Origin of the sequence: Aquimarina callyspongiae, from assembly GCF_034322225.1 — a bacterium.
In the GTDB taxonomy this organism is placed as follows: domain Bacteria; phylum Bacteroidota; class Bacteroidia; order Flavobacteriales; family Flavobacteriaceae; genus Aquimarina.
Window position 1 is genome coordinate 491,943 of record NZ_JAXLPA010000002.1, and the last position, 16,445, is coordinate 508,387.

Consider the following 16,445-nt stretch of genomic DNA (forward strand, 5'->3'; position numbering starts at 1 on the left):
TTTGATGATAAGGATGCATAACTTTTACTTAATCTTATTATTTACATTCTTTCTTTTTGGATGTACAACAGATAAGAAAAGCTCAGAATTTGCGATTAAAGATGAATTAGAATCAAAAATAGATAGTATTCTTTCTAACATGTCTCTTGAAGAAAAGATAGGGCAAACGGCTCAACGAGGTAAATCTAGTAGAGTAAAAGAACTACCGTTAGAACTAAAAGAGGCTGTTAAAAAAGGACATATAGGATCATTCTTAAATATTATGAATAAGGAAGATGCGAAAGAATTACAAAGAATAGCGGTAGAAGAAAGTCCTAATAAAATTCCATTAATATTCGCCAGAGATGTTATTCATGGTTTTAAAACAATTTTTCCTATTCCTTTAGGGCAAGCAGCAACTTTCAATCCAGAAATTGTGGAACAAGGATCTAGAATTGCAGCGATAGAAGCAAGTACGTATGGTATTCGATGGACTTTTGCACCTATGATCGATATTTCTAGAGATCCACGTTGGGGTAGAATAGCAGAATCATCTGGAGAGGATCCTTATCTCACAAGTATATTGGCTAAAGCATATATCAAAGGTTTTCAAGGAGATGATTTGTCTTCAGCGCAGAGCCTAGCAGCTTGTGCAAAACATTTTATAGGTTATGGAGCGGCAGAAGGAGGAAGAGATTATAATACTGCTAATATTAATGATCATTTACTCCACAATGTTTATCTAAAACCTTTTAAAGCTGCAGTAGATGCCGGATCGGCAACTTTTATGACCAGTTTTAATGATTTAAACGGTATTCCAGCTTCAGCTAATAAATATATCCTTAAAGATATATTAAGAGATGAATGGGGTTTTGATGGCTTTGTAGTAAGTGATTGGAACTCTATAATAGAAATGGTAAATCATGGATATGCCAAGGATGAAAAGGAAGCTGCAGAAAAAGCTGCGAATGCAATGTTAGATATGGAAATGACAAGCACTTCATATCAAGATCATATGATGAGTTTAATAAAAGAAGGTAAATTCTTAGAAGAACAATTGGACCAAATGGTAAGAAATATTCTTAGAATCAAGTTTAGATTAGGATTATTTAAAGAGCCTTATTTTGACCCTGATTCAGAATTGTTATATGCCAAAAGACATTTATCAGCTGCTAAAGAGGCTGCTCTACAAAGTACAGTGCTATTAAAAAACCAGAATAATATATTGCCAATTACTACGGATAAAAAAATTGCTATTGTAGGCCCTTTGGCAAATGCTCCACACGAGCAATTGGGAACCTGGACTTTTGATGGAGAAAAAGAACATACAATTACTCCGCTACATGCATTTGGTTCAGATAAACAATATAAATTTGAATATAGTAAAGGGGTATCTTACAGTAGAGATACATCTGAAAATGGTTTTGATGATGCTATCAGAATAGCAAAAACATCAGATGTTATCTTATTTTTTGCAGGAGAAGAGGCAATTTTGTCTGGAGAAGCACATAGTAGAGCTAATATTGACCTTCCTGGAGTACAAGAAAAGCTTATTTCAGAACTTTATAAAACCGGAAAACCAATAGTATTAGTCATAATGGCGGGTAGACCAATAACATTGAATAATATTATTGATAAAGTAGATGGAATAATAATGGCTTGGCACCCAGGTACAATGGGAGGTCCTGCTTTAAAAGATATTCTAACCGGAAAAATTTCACCTTCAGGAAAATTACCGATTACCTGGCCAAAAGAAGTTGGTCAAATACCGATTCATTATAATCACAAAAATACCGGAAGACCAGTGATACCAGATGAATACGTAGGAATAGATTCTATACCTATTGGAGCTTGGCAAAGTTCTCTGGGTAATACATCGCATTATCTGGATATCGGTTATTTGCCACAATACCCTTTTGGTTATGGACTTACGTATAGCAATTTTGAATACTCAGAAATATCAATTTCAAATAATACTCCCAAAATTGATGATACGATTAGTATAAAAACAAAAATTACTAATACAGGAGGTGTAAAAGCAACAGAGGTTGTACAATTATATTTTAGGGATGTAGTAGGTAGCTTAACAAGACCTATTAAGGAGTTATTAAGATTTGAAAGAGTAACGCTTGAACCTGGTAATTCTAAAGAAATCGAATTTATTTTCACAACAGAAGATCTTTCATTTTATGGACCAGATAAAAAATGGATAATTGAACCAGGAGATTTTAGGTTTTGGATAGCAAAACATGCACACGATGAATCTAATGAGATTCAAATTACATTAGAATAAATGCTATGAAAGAATTAAAGGTTATCTATATCATATTTGGAGTTTCCGGAAGCGGAAAAACTACAATTGGTAAGGCATTTGCTGAGAATCTAGGGATACCTTTTTATGATGCCGATGATTTTCATCCAGAAGCTAATTTAAAAAAGATGTCTGATGGTATGCCACTAAATGATAATGATAGAAATCCTTGGTTGCAAGAATTAGCAAAAGAAATCGAGAAATGGCATAACAAATCTGGAGCTGTATTAGCTTGTTCTGCTTTGAAGCAAAAATATAGGAAAGTATTACAATCTGTTGATGCAGAGTATATAAAATGGATTTTTCTTGAGGGAAGTTATGAATTGATATATGAGAGGATGGCGTCCAGAGATAAACACTTCTTTAAAAAAGAATTACTTAATTCTCAGTTCCAAACCTTAGAAAAACCAAAAGAAGGGATTATTGTAAACATAGATAAAAACATAACAGAAATTATAACTGAAATAAAGTCAAAATTGAATACTTTAAAATCACAAATAGGATTGATAGGATTGGGAGTTATGGGTAAAAGTCTGGCAAAGAACTTACTATCTAAAAACTTCCACCTTTCAGTATATAACAGACAAGTTGAAGATAAAGAAGTTGATGTTGCCCAAAAATTTGTGGAGCAACAATCAACATCCAACATAGTATTAGGATTTGATGAGTTAGAAAGGTTTGTGGAGTCTTTAGAACAACCAAGAGTTATTTTGGTTATGGTGAGTGCAGGAAAACCTTTGGATATGGTTATTCGGGAGATAACTCCTCTTTTATCATCTGGAGATTGTTTAATAGATGGTGGAAACTCCAATTATAAAGATACATCAGAAAGAGAGAAAAATCTTTTAAAATCTGGGGTCCATTTTATAGGAGCTGGTATTTCTGGTGGAGAAGAAGGAGCATTAAAAGGCCCTTCGATCATGCCAGGAGGCTCAAAAGATGCTTATATAAAAATAAGAAACTTCTTAGAAGCTATTGCTGCAAAAGATAAAACAGGAAGACCTTGTTGTAATTATATTGGTCCAGAAGGTTCTGGACACTATGTAAAAATGGTTCATAACGGTATTGAATATGCTGAAATGCAATTATTAGCAGAAACCTATCATTTTTTAAGATTTTATGTAAAGAAAACCCCAGCTCAAATTTCTGAGATTTTAGAATCCTGGAGAAAAAAAGGAAAGGATAGTTATTTATTAGAGATTACGATTAATATACTTAAGAAAAAAGAAGGTAATTGTTATTTAATAGATAAAATATTAGATAAATCGAGACAAAAAGGTACAGGAGGATGGTCTACAATTTCTGCATTAGATTTGGGAGTACCACTATCAACAATCTCAGAAGCAGTAATGGTAAGAAACTTATCGGGGATGAAATCTAATAGAGTAGCAGCCTCAGAACTATATTCTCATATTTCATCAATAAATATTTATAATGAAAAAGAGCTTATTGCAAACCTTGAAAGCGCTTTTTACGCAACAAGTATTATCAATCATCATATAGGTTTTAATCTTATCCAAAAAGCATCACAACAATATAATTGGAATCTCAATTTATCCGAAATAGCAAGAATTTGGACAAATGGCTGTATTATTCGCAGTGAATTAATGGAAAAGATTTCCATCTTGTTTTTAAGTAAAAACAATACCTCCTTATTATTGTTTCCTGAGATAGTAGATATTCTTAAAGCGCACTTTAGTTCTTTAACAGAAGTAGTATCTACAGCATTTAAAGCGGGTTGCCCTTTACCAGTTGCCTCTGCAGCGATCAATTATTTTTTAACATATTCATCAGCACAATCTTCAGCAAATATGATACAGGCACAGCGTGACTATTTCGGAGCTCATACATATCAACGAATTGATCGATCAGAAGATGAATATTTTCATTCTAACTGGAAAAACGAGTAGCTGTATGGATTTTCAATTATTAATTGCAGTTGGTATAGGCATTATTGCTTTACTTTTTATGATTTTAAAATTAAGAATGCAAGCTTTTATTGCGTTATTGATTGTATGTATACTCGTAGGTATGATAGCAGGATTACCTGCAGAAAACATATTAAACAGTATTAAAGACGGAATGGGGAGCACTCTTGGTTTTGTAGCTACAGTAGTAGGTTTAGGTGCATTGTTTGGAAGGTTGTTAGAAAACTCTGGTGGCGCACAAGGGTTAGCAACATATATTTTAAGAATTGCAGGAGAAAAAAATGCTTCCTGGGCGTTAATGATTACTGGTTTTATTATAGCCATTCCTGTATTTTTTGATGTAGCATTTATTATTTTGGTTCCATTAGTATATGCAATAGCACGTAAAACCAAAAAATCATTGTTATTGTATGCAATTCCGTTATTAGCAGGCTTGGCAATTACACATAGTTTTATTCCTCCAACACCAGGACCGGTCGCCGTAGCAGATATACTAGGAGCTAATTTAGGATGGGTCATAGTATTTGGGTTTCTGGCAGGTATTCCTGCTGCAATTATAAGCGGACCTATGTTAGGTAAATATCTTTCTGGAAGAATAAATATATCCGTTCCGGAAACTCCAGAACCAGATACGGTTTCAATTAAGGATGTACCTAATCCTATTGGAATCATAGCAATTATAGCGCTACCTATTTTATTAATTGTATTAAAAACGGTTATGCTGGGAGATTGGTTTAAAGATGTTTCTTTTCCAGAATCATTTATTTATATAATTACCTTATTAGGACATCCTTTTACAGCTTTGATCATAGCAAATCTAATTGCGTGGTATTTTTTAGGAATAAGAAGAGGTGTAACCAGAGATGATCTGTTAAAATTATCGATGCGATCCTTTAAACCTGCGGGAGCAATAATATTATTAACTGGGGCAGGAGGAGCTTTTAAACAAATATTAGTAGATACCAAAGCAGGCGAATTATTAGCTTCATCATTACAAAATTCTTCGATACATCCTTTAATTTTTGCTTTTATTATAGCTGCTCTGATAAGAATTTTACAAGGATCAGCAACTACAGCAATGATTGCTGCAGCCGGAATCACATCACCAATAATACTTGCAGGTAATTTTAGTGCAGCTCAAATAGCACTTTTTGTAATTTCTATAGCTTCGGGAGCTACAATATTATCACATGTTAATGATAGCGGATTTTGGCTGGTAGGTCAGTATTTGGGTTTAACAGAAAAACAAGTATTTCGTTCCTGGACTGTAATGACTACATTAATTGCAATTACAGGAGTATTAACTTCATTGATTTTATGGTATATATTTTAAACTCAATTAGAAATCAAAATCACTATTACTGAAAAAATATGTATGATTGAATTTTTATAACTGAAACGGCTTTTTTTATATCATATTACTACTGCGTATTTAAAGATTAACAATTACATTTGCTGAAAATTAATTGCAATGGCAGGAAATACATTTGGAAACCTATTTAAACTTACCACTTTTGGAGAATCACATGGAGTAGCTATAGGAGGGATCATTGACGGATGTCCAGCAGGTGTAAAATTAGATTTAGAAGCTATACAAGCAGAATTAGATCGTCGTAAACCGGGTCAATCTTCAATTGTTACTCAGCGTAAAGAACCTGATACCGTAGAGTTTTATTCTGGTATTTTTGAAGGAGTAACGACTGGAACTCCAATAGGTTTTGCAATTAAAAATGCAAATCAAAAATCTAAAGATTATTCGCATATTAAGGATTCTTATCGACCATCACATGCTGACTATACCTATGATCAAAAATATGGTGTACGTGATTACCGAGGAGGAGGAAGATCTTCTGCTCGAGAAACTGCCAGTAGAGTAGTAGCTGGAGCTATTGCAAAGCAAGTACTTCCTACAATTAGTTTTAATGCCTATGTGAGTGGAGTAGGTTCTATAAAATTAGAAAAAGACCATACAGAATTAGATTTTTCATTAACCGAAAGTAATATTGTACGTTGCCCTGATACTGATAAAGCGCAGGAGATGGAACAATATATCAAGCAAATCCGAAAAGAAGGAGATACCGTTGGAGGAATAGTGAGTTGTGCTATCTCAGGAGTTCCTGTAGGATTAGGAGAGCCTGTTTTTGATAAATTACATGCTGAGTTAGGTAAAGCAATGCTTTCAATCAATGCTGTAAAAGGATTTGAATATGGTAGTGGTTTTGATGGTGCGGTTTTAAAAGGTAGCCAGCACAATGATCTATTTAATACCGATGGTACTACAAAAACAAATCTGTCGGGAGGAATACAAGGAGGTATTTCTAACGGAATGGATATTTACTTTAATGTGGCTTTTAAACCTGTTGCTACCATTATGCAAGATCAGGAAACCATAGATAAAGACGGTAATATTGTAAACATGCAAGGTAAAGGAAGACATGATCCTTGTGTTGTACCAAGAGCTGTACCTATAGTAGAAGCTATGGCTGCATTAGTATTAGTAGATTATTGGTTAATGAATAGAACTATCAAAGCTAATATTTAATTCAGAGTAGGTGCTCAAAATCATGTAAGTCATCAAGATTTAAAACGACAAAATTCACGATAACTGTGGATTAGGTAAAGATTTATTGTGTGTAATGTTTATAAAAAACCTTAAGTATTCGCCAAAAAACGATTGTTTGACTTCTGATTTCGTAATTTCTCAACCTTTTTATTGTTTTTAATTTATATCTTCGACGCTGTTTGGCTTAAAAAGTAAAATATTCACATGAAGAAAATAGCACTGCATTGGCAAATTGTAATCGGAATGGTAGCTGGTATACTATTCGGTTTTTTAATGACCTCATTTTCCTGGGGCAAAGGTTTTACAGGTGATTGGATTGCTCCTTTTGGAACAATCTTCGTAAACCTTTTAAAATTAATAGCAGTTCCACTTATTCTGGCATCTCTAATAAAAGGAATCTCTGATCTTAAAGATATCTCTAAGTTTAGAACCATTGGAGGAAGAACAATTATTATCTATATTCTTACTACAGTAATTGCAATAACTATTGGATTACTATTGGTGAATGTTACTAAACCAGGAGACGGTATTACCCCTGAAACTATTGAAAAACTTACATCAGAATATGCCAGTAATGCTAAGATATCAGAAAGAATAGCTGAAGCTGGAAGGCAAAAAGAGAGCGGTCCATTACAGTTTGTAGTTGATATGGTTCCTCAGAATGCTATTGCAGCGATGAGCAACAATAAGTTAATGCTTCAGGTAATATTTTTTGCTATTTTCATAGGGATTAGTATGCTATTAGTTAAACCGTCACAAGCAGAACCGCTAAAGAACTTTTTTGATAGTTTAAATGAGGTAGTATTAAAAATGGTAGACCTCATAATGTTGACAGCACCATATGCTGTATTTGCACTCTTGGCAAAAGTAGTAGTAACCTCTGATGATCCAGATATCTTATATGCTTTACTAAAATATGCAGGAGTAGTATTTGCAGGATTATTACTAATGGTAGTGTTTTACTGTATTTTGGTTGCTTTCATTACTAAGAAATCACCTTTCTGGTTCTTAAAACAAATTAGCCCAGCACAATTATTAGCTTTCTCTACAAGCTCTAGTGCTGCTACATTACCAGTAACTATGGAAAGGGTAGAAGAGCATATTGGAGTTGATAAAGAAGTATCAAGTTTTGTATTACCAGTTGGTGCGACCATTAATATGGATGGTACCAGTTTGTATCAGGCAGTGGCTTCTGTATTCATTATGCAAGTACTTTGGCCAGAAGGACTAACATTTAGCAATCAAATTACAATTGTATTAACGGCTTTATTAGCATCTATAGGATCTGCTGCAGTTCCAGGAGCAGGAATGGTAATGTTAGTAATAGTATTAGAAGCGATAGGTTTTCCTTCTGATAAATTACCAATAGGATTAGCATTAATTTTTGCGGTAGACAGACCTTTAGATATGTTACGTACTACTATTAATGTAACCGGTGACGCCACAGTGTCTATGATTGTAGCAAAATCTGTAGGTAAGCTCGGAGATCCTAAGGTAAAAGATTGGGATGATCACTATGAAGGAGAATAAAGGTTAATCCACTTTCCAGTTTTTAAGAAGCTTAAATAAAGCAGGATATTCTGGTTCTCGATCGGGATTCCATATCATGGTAAGTTTAGCTTTTTGCTTGATATTTTTGAGTTCAATACTCTTGATAGGAAATTGATGCCCTTGCAAAGAAGAAATAGGTTCTAAAGATATCCCTAATCCTGCTTCTATTAGCCTAAAACTGGTAGTAGCAGAATCGGTTTCGTGAACTACTTTAGGGTTAAATCCTGCATCAATACATATAGACTCTAAGGTGTGTACATAATTAGGTCCATCTACAACCGATGGAAATATAAATTCTTCCTTTGAAAAAACTGAGAAATTAGAATAGTTACTTTCCTGAATAGGATGACTATCCGGAAGCAATACCACAAAATTATCTATGTGTAGAATTTTGCTTTTCAAATTAAAAGGTACCATAGGATTCGTAGCAAAACCGATATCAAGGTCATTTTGTTGCAATGCTAAGTATTGATCTCGATTATTCATTTCTTTAAGTACTGTCTTAATCCCTGGCATATGATGATTTACTGTTTTTAAAATCTCAGGTAATATAGTTTGCATAATTGAATGTGTAAACCCTATCCTGATTTCACCTACCTCACCATTATGAATATGTGTTGTGTGTTTAGACATTTGTTCTACTTGAGAAACTAGCTTTTTAGCTTCTTTAATAAAATATACTCCAGCAGGTGTCAGTTTTACATTTCGCTTATCTCTTTTAAAAAGAACAGCACCTATTTCTTCTTCTAACTGTTTGATTTGTCTACTCAGAGCTGGTTGTACAATATTTAATTCTTCAGCAGCTCTGGTAAAATTTAATTTCTCAGCAAGGACTATAATATTTCTAAATAATTGAATATTCATTAATGCATTTTTGTTATAAATAAATCAAAATTAAGTATTTTTTATTATAAATAATGATGTTTAATTTTGAAAGAAATTATTTTAATTAGAAAGGATATGGAAGAGGCGGTAATTAAATCAAGTGAACTAGAAAAGGCATACGACCCAAGTAATTTTAGAAGTTTAGGACATCAGCTAATTGATTTATTAGCAGATCACCTTGAAGGAGTTCAAACCAATGAAGAACAACCTGTTTTAGTCTATCGAGATCCAGAAACAGAATTGGATTTTTGGAAACAGGATTTTGCCTCTGATTCTGAAATAATGGATGTTTTCAAAAATATCATAGGGCACTCGATAGGCGTGCATCATCCCAGATATATTGGTCATCAGGTTTCGGTACCTGCATTGACCTCAAGTTTAGCAGGATTATTATCAGATGTACTGAATAATGGTACAGGTGTCTATGAAATGGGAATGGCTTCTAATGCGTTAGAAAAAATTGTTACTGACCATGTAGCACAAAAAATAGGTTATGATAATGAAGCATCTGGATTAATCACATCTGGAGGAACATTAGCAAACTTAACTGCATTACTTGCAGCACGCAAAGCAAAAGCCCCATCTGAGGTTTGGGAACATGGTCATCAAGAAAAACTTGCTGTATTGGTGTCAGAAGAAGCACATTACTGTATTGATCGTGCAGCTAGAATTATGGGATTTGGTAATGAAGGAATTATAAAAGTCCCTGTAGATAATCAATTTGGATTAAGAGTAGATCTATTGGATGAATATCTTACTAAAGCAAAATCTGAAGGATATCATGTAATAGCCTTGGTCGGCAGTGCTTGTTCAACCTCTACCGGATCCTATGATAACCTTGATAAATTGGCGGATTTTTCTGAACAACATGATTTATGGTTTCACGTAGATGGAGCTCATGGAGGAGGAGTTGTTTTTTCTGAGAAGTATAGGGATTTGGTTAAAGGAATACATAAAGCAGATTCTGTTGTAATTGATTTTCATAAAATGTTAATGACTCCTGCATTAAATACTGCATTAATCTTTAGAAAGGCAGAGGATGCTTATAAAACCTTTGAGCAAAAAGCTCAATATCTATGGGATAGTCAAAAGACTAAAGAGTGGTACAATTCAGGAAAAAGAACTTTTGAATGTACTAAATTAATGATGTCAATAAAAGTGTATTCAATTCTTAAAGCGCATGGAAATGATATCTTTGAAAAAAACATTGATAGATTATATGATCTATCTCTAGTTTTTGCACAAATAATTAAAGATCGATCAAATTTTGAACTTGCATTAGATCCTCAAGCAAATATTATTAATTTTAGATATACTAAAAGTAACAATAGTGACCTCAATACATTTAATGCAGAGATAAGAAAGGTTTTAATAGCTTCAGGAAAATTTTACATTGTACAGACTATGATAGGTGAGAAACGATATTTGAGGTGTACAATTATGAATCCTTTGACTCAAAAAAATGATTTAATTGTGCTTTTGGATGAGATAGAGAGAATAGGTAATAACCTTTAGTTTTCCAGTAAAATATATTGATTTTTAAAAGCTTCTGCATGATTTTGTGATATAATCACGCAACGTATAATAAAAAGTTTCATCTATATATTAATATTTAACCAATAAAATATACAAGTAATGAAGCCTTATACTCTTGTTTCTATATTATTACTTTTATTCGTTTTTTCTGGATGTAGTAATGATGATGATGCTATTAATTTTTTTAGCCTAGATGGTACTTGGGATATGGTAAACGTTAATGGAGGTTTTTTAGGAATCGATGAGGACTTTGCAAATGGAACGATCATTTGGGATTTTGATGAAACCAATTTTACGGTTACAATTACCAATAACAATACTAATGATGAGATTTATACGATTCTCCCTACAGGAACATATCCATATTCTGTAACTGCATTTGGGGGAGGACAAGAATTTATAATTAATGAAATGATTATTGGAAACTTTGGAGTTAATAGTAATAATGAATTTGTTATAGACCAACAATTACGCGACGGTTTTAAATTTACTTTTAGGCGTTAGAGAAAAATTAAATATTAGATGATCTGATTACAAAAACGACTTATAATCATTTATAAGTCGTTTTGTAATTTACTTTATTGCTATCCTAATTAAAGATTGATCCTGCTATATCTGGGGTATTTGACTTGATAAGAAAATTGTTTTTCTGTTTTTTGATTAGGAGAAATATTTATTTTCCATTTCATAATCCCCGTCTTAGAATCATATACAGAATCTGAAGTTTCAATATCATCTAGTTTGATTGTTTTGTTTTGTGAAATAGGAATTCGATCTTCAAGAGTTATATATACCTTTTGTTGTTTGTTATTTTTGATACTTAATTTATAACCACGATTTAGGATTTTGTTACTTCCAGTAAAAGAAGTGCTTTTAAAATTATTGAGTTGTTCTCTTTTTACTATGATATTAGGATCAACTCCTAGAGAAATAGTTAGGCTATCAGTGGTAGCTAAAGGATCAATCTGAGTTTTTCCAGCATAACTACCTTCAAAATAAATATTAGCTTCACCTGCTAATAAATTGAACTGTTCCCAGTTACCCAATTTTGCAGTTAAGAATACATTTTCGTTTAGTTCGGGAGCTACATAATATTGATAATCTGCTTTCATATCAAATTTATCAATTTGGATTACTGTAATATCTGCACTAGATTCTATACTATATTTCTTTTTGATCTTAAATTGAGTGTTTGTTACACCTTCTTCCTTGGTTTCAACAACCCGATTATAATCTTCTTTTTTCTCTCTTCTTTGATAACTACTAGGTTTTCCAGCTACATTAGAAGATACAGCATATCCAGAAACTACCACTTCTTCTAATGTATGAGAATCTTCTTCTAGTTTAATATTCATAGTAGATGAATGTATTGGTAGAATAAGATTAGAAAACCCAATAAATGAAATAGATAGTTCTCGCCCTCCTTGAACATCTAATGAATATCTTCCGTTTATATCGGTTTGTACTCCGTTAGCAGTTCCTTTTTCCATAACATTGGCACCAGGTAAAGGCAACCCATTTTCATCTCTTACAATTCCGGTAATTTTTCTTATGGTAGGATTGTATTTATAAGCATATTGTTTGACTGCACGAATATTTTTTCGATTACCATAACTAAAATTTAGATATTTAGGATTTAGATCAGGTTTCAAGTTGTTAGTATTGGGATCTCCGGTTGATAAAATTATTTTAACATCGTTCCATTCTGTTCCGGTTTGCTGATAGACATTGGCTTTGTAAGCAATGTTAAGGGGTGTTTCTATATTTTTTGATTTAATATCATACAAAGGAAACCATCCTGCATTAGTGACATTGTATCTTATTTCTAATACTAAATTGGTTAAATCAGGAGCATCTAGTTTTAGCTTAATTTCACCACGTTCTTCTTTTGTATGATCACCTAATTTGCTAATCTCATTTTTTAGATCTTTAATAGACTCCATTAGTTTATTGATTTGAAGTCTAACAGTATATGTTTCATTTTGTATTGCTACGACTCGTTGGCGATAATAAGTCGAAATTTGTTTTACTTTTTCCAGAGAAAGTTCCAGATTATCACTGCTGATACGCTGATTGTTATCTAATAAATTCTTTTCCTGATTAAGGCCCGAAAGCAAATTTTCTAATTTATTTTTCTTTAGTAATAATTGATCTAATTCTTTTTTTAAGGATTTTAAAGTTGAAGAGTTCTCTTTTTTTTCTAGATAATTGATATAAAAATTAATAGATAGAATAGAAGTGTTCTTTAATCCAGAAACCTGAATGCTGTTCTCATCTATATTTGATGATAGGTCATTCAATAGAATTTCATTGGTTCCTGGTTTAACATTTATAGAAGCTGTTCGTTTAACTTGTGCACCAGTGAGGTATACGGTTACTTCATCTATAGTCGATTGTATTTTGTTTTCTTGGGCCGTAGCGACGGCTATAAATAATAACAGAAATAAAGAAGTATAGGTTTTCATATAGATATGTGTTGTTTTATTTATACGAATGTAAAACCCGTGTATTTCTAAGAAAATTATAATTGAGTGAAACCCTGTTTTGATTGAGTAAAAGGTTTAAAAACACCTAATAAAGGGCTATAACGTATAAAAAGGGGGGAAAACACCTGTTTAATTTTAGTTGAAGTCCCCTTACATTGCATTGCTATTAGGCATACTTTTGAAACATCACTTATCTCACAAAAACACAATGAATATGAAAAGGCTTTTTCTACCCATAGCTTTAATTTCTTTTGCCGTGATCTGTTTAGGAATCGTGCATATAGATAATGTAAATAAGCTTGACGCAGAATCAACTAAACTGAGAGAGAAACATCAATCTCATTTTGAATTGAAGAAAAAAGATACTAATAACACTGAAAGTACACCAGAAACTAAATGAAGAGCAAAAAATGATTCACTTATTATTGATCAATAAAAAGATTCTTAAGTTCAGGAGTCGGAATCATACAGCTTTCCTTTTTGCCAAACCATTTATATCTGTTTTTGGCAATGGTATCGTAGATACGATCTCTGATGAACTTAGGTAAAACAAGAAAAACAAAAAGTAACGGATAACCACCAGACAGCTGTCTTGCAATATGTAAGGCAGCTGTTGATTTATGAAAATATCCTTTTTTTGGAGTAATCAATAATATAGAATCCAATCGGGATGTATCAATATTTCCTTCGGCAATAAGTTGTTTGCCTATTTTGCTCTGTAAAGAAGCATAACGAAAACTATCCTTTTTATCATGTTTAATAATAAAATTGACTGCATTGTTACACAAATTACATACACCGTCAAATAAAATAACTTTTTTCCCTTCTTGAATCATACTACAAAGATATAATGATTTATAAAGACAATGATGAGAATTATGAATTTGTTATGAAATAGTGGAGTGTCAAATAGATGATATTATTATTTGGCAATTACAGAGTCAATAACTTGAGCAGTAGTAATCTGTAGATTTTTTGGTAGTTTATTGTTTTTAGGTAATACAGCTAGATATCGATCGTTATTAGAATCATATACCTGTTTATACATAGGATCTTCAAGTTGAAGAATATCACAAATTTCTTTAATCAAATCCAGATGATATATAAGATCTGTACTGCCAAGATGGAAGATACCCTTTTTACTACGATTAATCATATAATGTATTTGCTGAGTTAATTTGGATATTGAAGTAGCATTAATGATTACATTAGGAAATACCTCTATAGGAGCTTTTAAGTCGTGCAATGTTTTTAATTCCTGAACTCTAGGCGTACCTGATCCAAAAATCATAGGAACTCTGGCAATAATATATTTATTAGTAGGTAACCTCATTAATGCATTTTCAATCTTGATCTTAAATCGACCATATACACTATCACTTAAAGTTTTATCATATTCATAAGAAGGATAGTTACTAAAAGAATCAAATACATTAGCACTCGAAATAAATATTAATTTTGATCGGTGCTTCTTTATCCATTTAATAATGCGTAGATGAGCATCTAATTGCGAATTAAAATTTCCTCTAATCGTAGATATGATAATAGTAGGCTTTAGATTATCCAATAAAATAGAAATATCCTCTAGCTCCATATCATATTGAAAGAATTTTTGATTTTTATCATAAAAAGCATTATCCGTGCAATAAGTACCATAAGTATCATAATAAGAATTAAGCTCTTTATAAAGAGCATTCCCTATAAACCCACTGGCTCCTATGATCAAAATTTTTCTCAATATTGTGATATTTTAAAACAGTATAAGTGTAAAAAATATAAAACTAAATTTCTTTTAAAAAAAGTTAAGTTTCAAAGATTACTTTTGTAACCTCTGAAACTTAACTATACTATTTTTATTGTAAAAATTAACCTTTATAAAATGGTAATTTTATAACTGTAGCCGGAATCGCTTTTTTACGAACCTGAATATTAATTTTACTTCCTGGAGAAGCAAAAACCGTAGGAACATATCCTAAACCAATTCCTTTACCTAAAGAAGGAGACATCGTTCCTGATGTTACAATACCAATAGTGTTACCATTTCCGTCCACAATATCATAATCATGTCTAGGAATCCCTCGTTCATCTAATTCAAACGCTATTAATTTTCTTTCAGCACCACGTTCTTTTTCTTTGGCAAGTTCTTCTGAATTCACAAAATCTTTTGAGAATTTAGTGATCCATCCCAAACCAGCTTCAATAGGAGAGGTAGTATCATTAATATCATTACCATATAGGCAATATCCCATTTCAAGTCTTAAAGTATCTCTAGCGGCTAATCCAATTGGTTTTATACCAAAATCAGCACCCGCTTCTATTACTTTGTCCCATATTTGTTTAACCTCATTGTTTTTACAATAGATTTCAAAACCGCCACTTCCTGTATATCCTGTAGCAGAAATAATAACGTGTTCTATTCCTGCAAAATCAGCTACTTCAAAAGTGTAGAACTTCATAGCTTCCAGATCTACAGATGTTAAGGATTGCATAGCTGCAGAAGCTTTAGGTCCTTGAATAGCTAATAAAGAATATTCTTCGGATAAATCTTTCATATCTGCACCCATAGAATTATGACTGCTGATCCAATCCCAATCTTTTTGGATGTTTGAAGCATTGACTACCAATAAGTATTTCTCGTCAGCGATTTTATATACGATTAAATCATCTACAATACCACCTTTGTCATTAGGTAGGCAACTATATTGTGCTTTACCATCTACTAGCTTTGAAGCATCATTTGAGGTTACTTTTTGAATAAGGTCTAAAGCATTAGGACCGGTAATCAAAAATTCACCCATGTGAGACACATCAAAAACACCAACACTATTACGAACGGTTTCGTGTTCAATGTTTACGCCTTCATATGATACAGGCATATTATATCCGGCAAAAGGAACCATTTTAGCACCAAGGGCAGTATGAGTTTCTGTTAAAGCAGTGTTTTTCATTGTGCGTGGGTTTTAATATATTATCAAAATTGACGCCGAAAGTAAAAAACTTTGGATTGCTATACAACGGTTTTATAAGATAATCCTGAGAAATTATTAGTTTCTTTACCATTATAGATCAGAGTATTATTAATTTAATAATTTAAGGGTTAAAAATTAATATTTATGTGAAAATGGTATCAATCGCCTAGTGATAATTCCTTTTAGTTCTAAACAATTTTACTACGACTCGGGGCTTTTTAATACATTTATAGATAA

The 16,445-nt window shown here is 32.4% G+C and carries 13 protein-coding genes; 8 read left to right on the forward strand and 5 right to left on the reverse strand.

Annotation, left to right across the window (positions count from 1 at the left end):
• The first annotated feature begins 4 nt into the window (after positions 1–4).
• The 5 genes from U0D62_RS09235 to U0D62_RS09255 all read left to right on the forward strand — a co-directional run bounded on the left by U0D62_RS09235 (position 5) and on the right by U0D62_RS09255 (position 8,311).
• Entirely contained in the window at positions 5–2,272 is a 2,268-nt protein-coding gene (locus U0D62_RS09235; protein WP_322286982.1) for a glycoside hydrolase family 3 N-terminal domain-containing protein, read from the forward strand.
• A gap of 5 nt (positions 2,273–2,277) precedes the next feature.
• A complete protein-coding gene (gndA, locus tag U0D62_RS09240) occupies positions 2,278–4,200 on the forward strand; it encodes an NADP-dependent phosphogluconate dehydrogenase (protein ID WP_322286983.1) in 1,923 nt (640 codons plus the stop codon).
• A 4-nt stretch (positions 4,201–4,204) separates the two neighbouring features.
• Positions 4,205–5,551: a GntP family permease gene (locus tag U0D62_RS09245; protein ID WP_322286984.1), complete on the forward strand. Its 1,347-nt coding sequence runs from the start codon at positions 4,205–4,207 to the stop codon at positions 5,549–5,551.
• Positions 5,552–5,689: 138 nt separating this feature from the next.
• The gene (gene aroC, locus U0D62_RS09250; protein WP_322286985.1) at positions 5,690–6,760 is read left to right on the forward strand and encodes a chorismate synthase; all 1,071 of its coding nucleotides are present in this window, start codon (positions 5,690–5,692) and stop codon (positions 6,758–6,760) included.
• A gap of 225 nt (positions 6,761–6,985) precedes the next feature.
• On the forward strand, positions 6,986–8,311 hold the full coding sequence (locus tag U0D62_RS09255; protein ID WP_322286986.1) for a dicarboxylate/amino acid:cation symporter: 1,326 nt from the start codon (positions 6,986–6,988) through the stop codon (positions 8,309–8,311).
• 3 nt (positions 8,312–8,314) lie between these two features.
• On the opposite strand, the gene U0D62_RS09260 is transcribed toward U0D62_RS09255, so the two are convergent.
• Positions 8,315–9,196 (reverse strand): LysR substrate-binding domain-containing protein, encoded by an 882-nt coding sequence (locus U0D62_RS09260; protein ID WP_322286987.1) that lies wholly within the window; start codon positions 9,194–9,196, stop codon positions 8,315–8,317.
• Positions 9,197–9,262: 66 nt separating this feature from the next.
• On the opposite strand from U0D62_RS09260, the gene U0D62_RS09265 reads away from it, so the two are divergent.
• Positions 9,263–10,732: a pyridoxal phosphate-dependent decarboxylase family protein gene (locus U0D62_RS09265; protein WP_322286988.1), complete on the forward strand. Its 1,470-nt coding sequence runs from the start codon at positions 9,263–9,265 to the stop codon at positions 10,730–10,732.
• Between the two features lie 120 nt (positions 10,733–10,852).
• Positions 10,853–11,257: a hypothetical protein gene (locus U0D62_RS09270; RefSeq protein WP_322286989.1), complete on the forward strand. Its 405-nt coding sequence runs from the start codon at positions 10,853–10,855 to the stop codon at positions 11,255–11,257.
• Between the two features lie 89 nt (positions 11,258–11,346).
• On the opposite strand, the gene U0D62_RS09275 is transcribed toward U0D62_RS09270, so the two are convergent.
• Positions 11,347–13,218: a mucoidy inhibitor MuiA family protein gene (locus U0D62_RS09275; protein ID WP_322286990.1), complete on the reverse strand. Its 1,872-nt coding sequence runs from the start codon at positions 13,216–13,218 to the stop codon at positions 11,347–11,349.
• Between the two features lie 235 nt (positions 13,219–13,453).
• Here U0D62_RS09275 and U0D62_RS09280 point away from each other — a divergent pair, with 235 nt between their 5' ends.
• On the forward strand, positions 13,454–13,639 hold the full coding sequence (locus tag U0D62_RS09280) for a hypothetical protein (protein WP_322286991.1): 186 nt from the start codon (positions 13,454–13,456) through the stop codon (positions 13,637–13,639).
• Between the two features lie 22 nt (positions 13,640–13,661).
• On the opposite strand, the gene U0D62_RS09285 is transcribed toward U0D62_RS09280, so the two are convergent.
• The 3 genes from U0D62_RS09285 to gcvT form a co-directional block, all read right to left on the reverse strand.
• Positions 13,662–14,075 carry a thiol-disulfide oxidoreductase DCC family protein gene (locus tag U0D62_RS09285; protein WP_322286992.1) on the reverse strand — a complete coding sequence of 138 codons (414 nt, stop codon included), beginning with the start codon at positions 14,073–14,075 and terminating at the stop codon, positions 13,662–13,664.
• Between the two features lie 86 nt (positions 14,076–14,161).
• Positions 14,162–14,977, reverse strand: a complete 816-nt coding sequence (locus U0D62_RS09290) for a sugar nucleotide-binding protein (protein WP_322286993.1) — start codon at positions 14,975–14,977, stop codon at positions 14,162–14,164.
• A gap of 127 nt (positions 14,978–15,104) precedes the next feature.
• Complete coding sequence (gene gcvT / locus U0D62_RS09295; RefSeq protein WP_322286994.1) at positions 15,105–16,187, reverse strand: glycine cleavage system aminomethyltransferase GcvT; 1,083 nt, start codon at positions 16,185–16,187, stop codon at positions 15,105–15,107.
• Positions 16,188–16,445 lie beyond the last annotated feature (258 nt).

What these genes read in the sequence shown, in the direction of transcription:
- U0D62_RS09235 (WP_322286982.1), top strand. Translation starts at nt 5, where the DNA reads ATGATAAGGATGCATAACTTTTACTTAATCTTATTATTTACATTCTTT.
- gndA (WP_322286983.1), top strand. Translation starts at nt 2,278, where the DNA reads ATGAAAGAATTAAAGGTTATCTATATCATATTTGGAGTTTCCGGAAGC.
- U0D62_RS09245 (WP_322286984.1), top strand. Translation starts at nt 4,205, where the DNA reads ATGGATTTTCAATTATTAATTGCAGTTGGTATAGGCATTATTGCTTTA.
- aroC (WP_322286985.1), top strand. Translation starts at nt 5,690, where the DNA reads ATGGCAGGAAATACATTTGGAAACCTATTTAAACTTACCACTTTTGGA.
- U0D62_RS09255 (WP_322286986.1), top strand. Translation starts at nt 6,986, where the DNA reads ATGAAGAAAATAGCACTGCATTGGCAAATTGTAATCGGAATGGTAGCT.
- U0D62_RS09260 (WP_322286987.1), bottom strand. Translation starts at nt 9,196, where the DNA reads ATGAATATTCAATTATTTAGAAATATTATAGTCCTTGCTGAGAAATTA.
- U0D62_RS09270 (WP_322286989.1), top strand. Translation starts at nt 10,853, where the DNA reads ATGAAGCCTTATACTCTTGTTTCTATATTATTACTTTTATTCGTTTTT.
- U0D62_RS09275 (WP_322286990.1), bottom strand. Translation starts at nt 13,218, where the DNA reads ATGAAAACCTATACTTCTTTATTTCTGTTATTATTTATAGCCGTCGCT.
- U0D62_RS09280 (WP_322286991.1), top strand. Translation starts at nt 13,454, where the DNA reads ATGAAAAGGCTTTTTCTACCCATAGCTTTAATTTCTTTTGCCGTGATC.
- U0D62_RS09285 (WP_322286992.1), bottom strand. Translation starts at nt 14,075, where the DNA reads ATGATTCAAGAAGGGAAAAAAGTTATTTTATTTGACGGTGTATGTAAT.
- gcvT (WP_322286994.1), bottom strand. Translation starts at nt 16,187, where the DNA reads ATGAAAAACACTGCTTTAACAGAAACTCATACTGCCCTTGGTGCTAAA.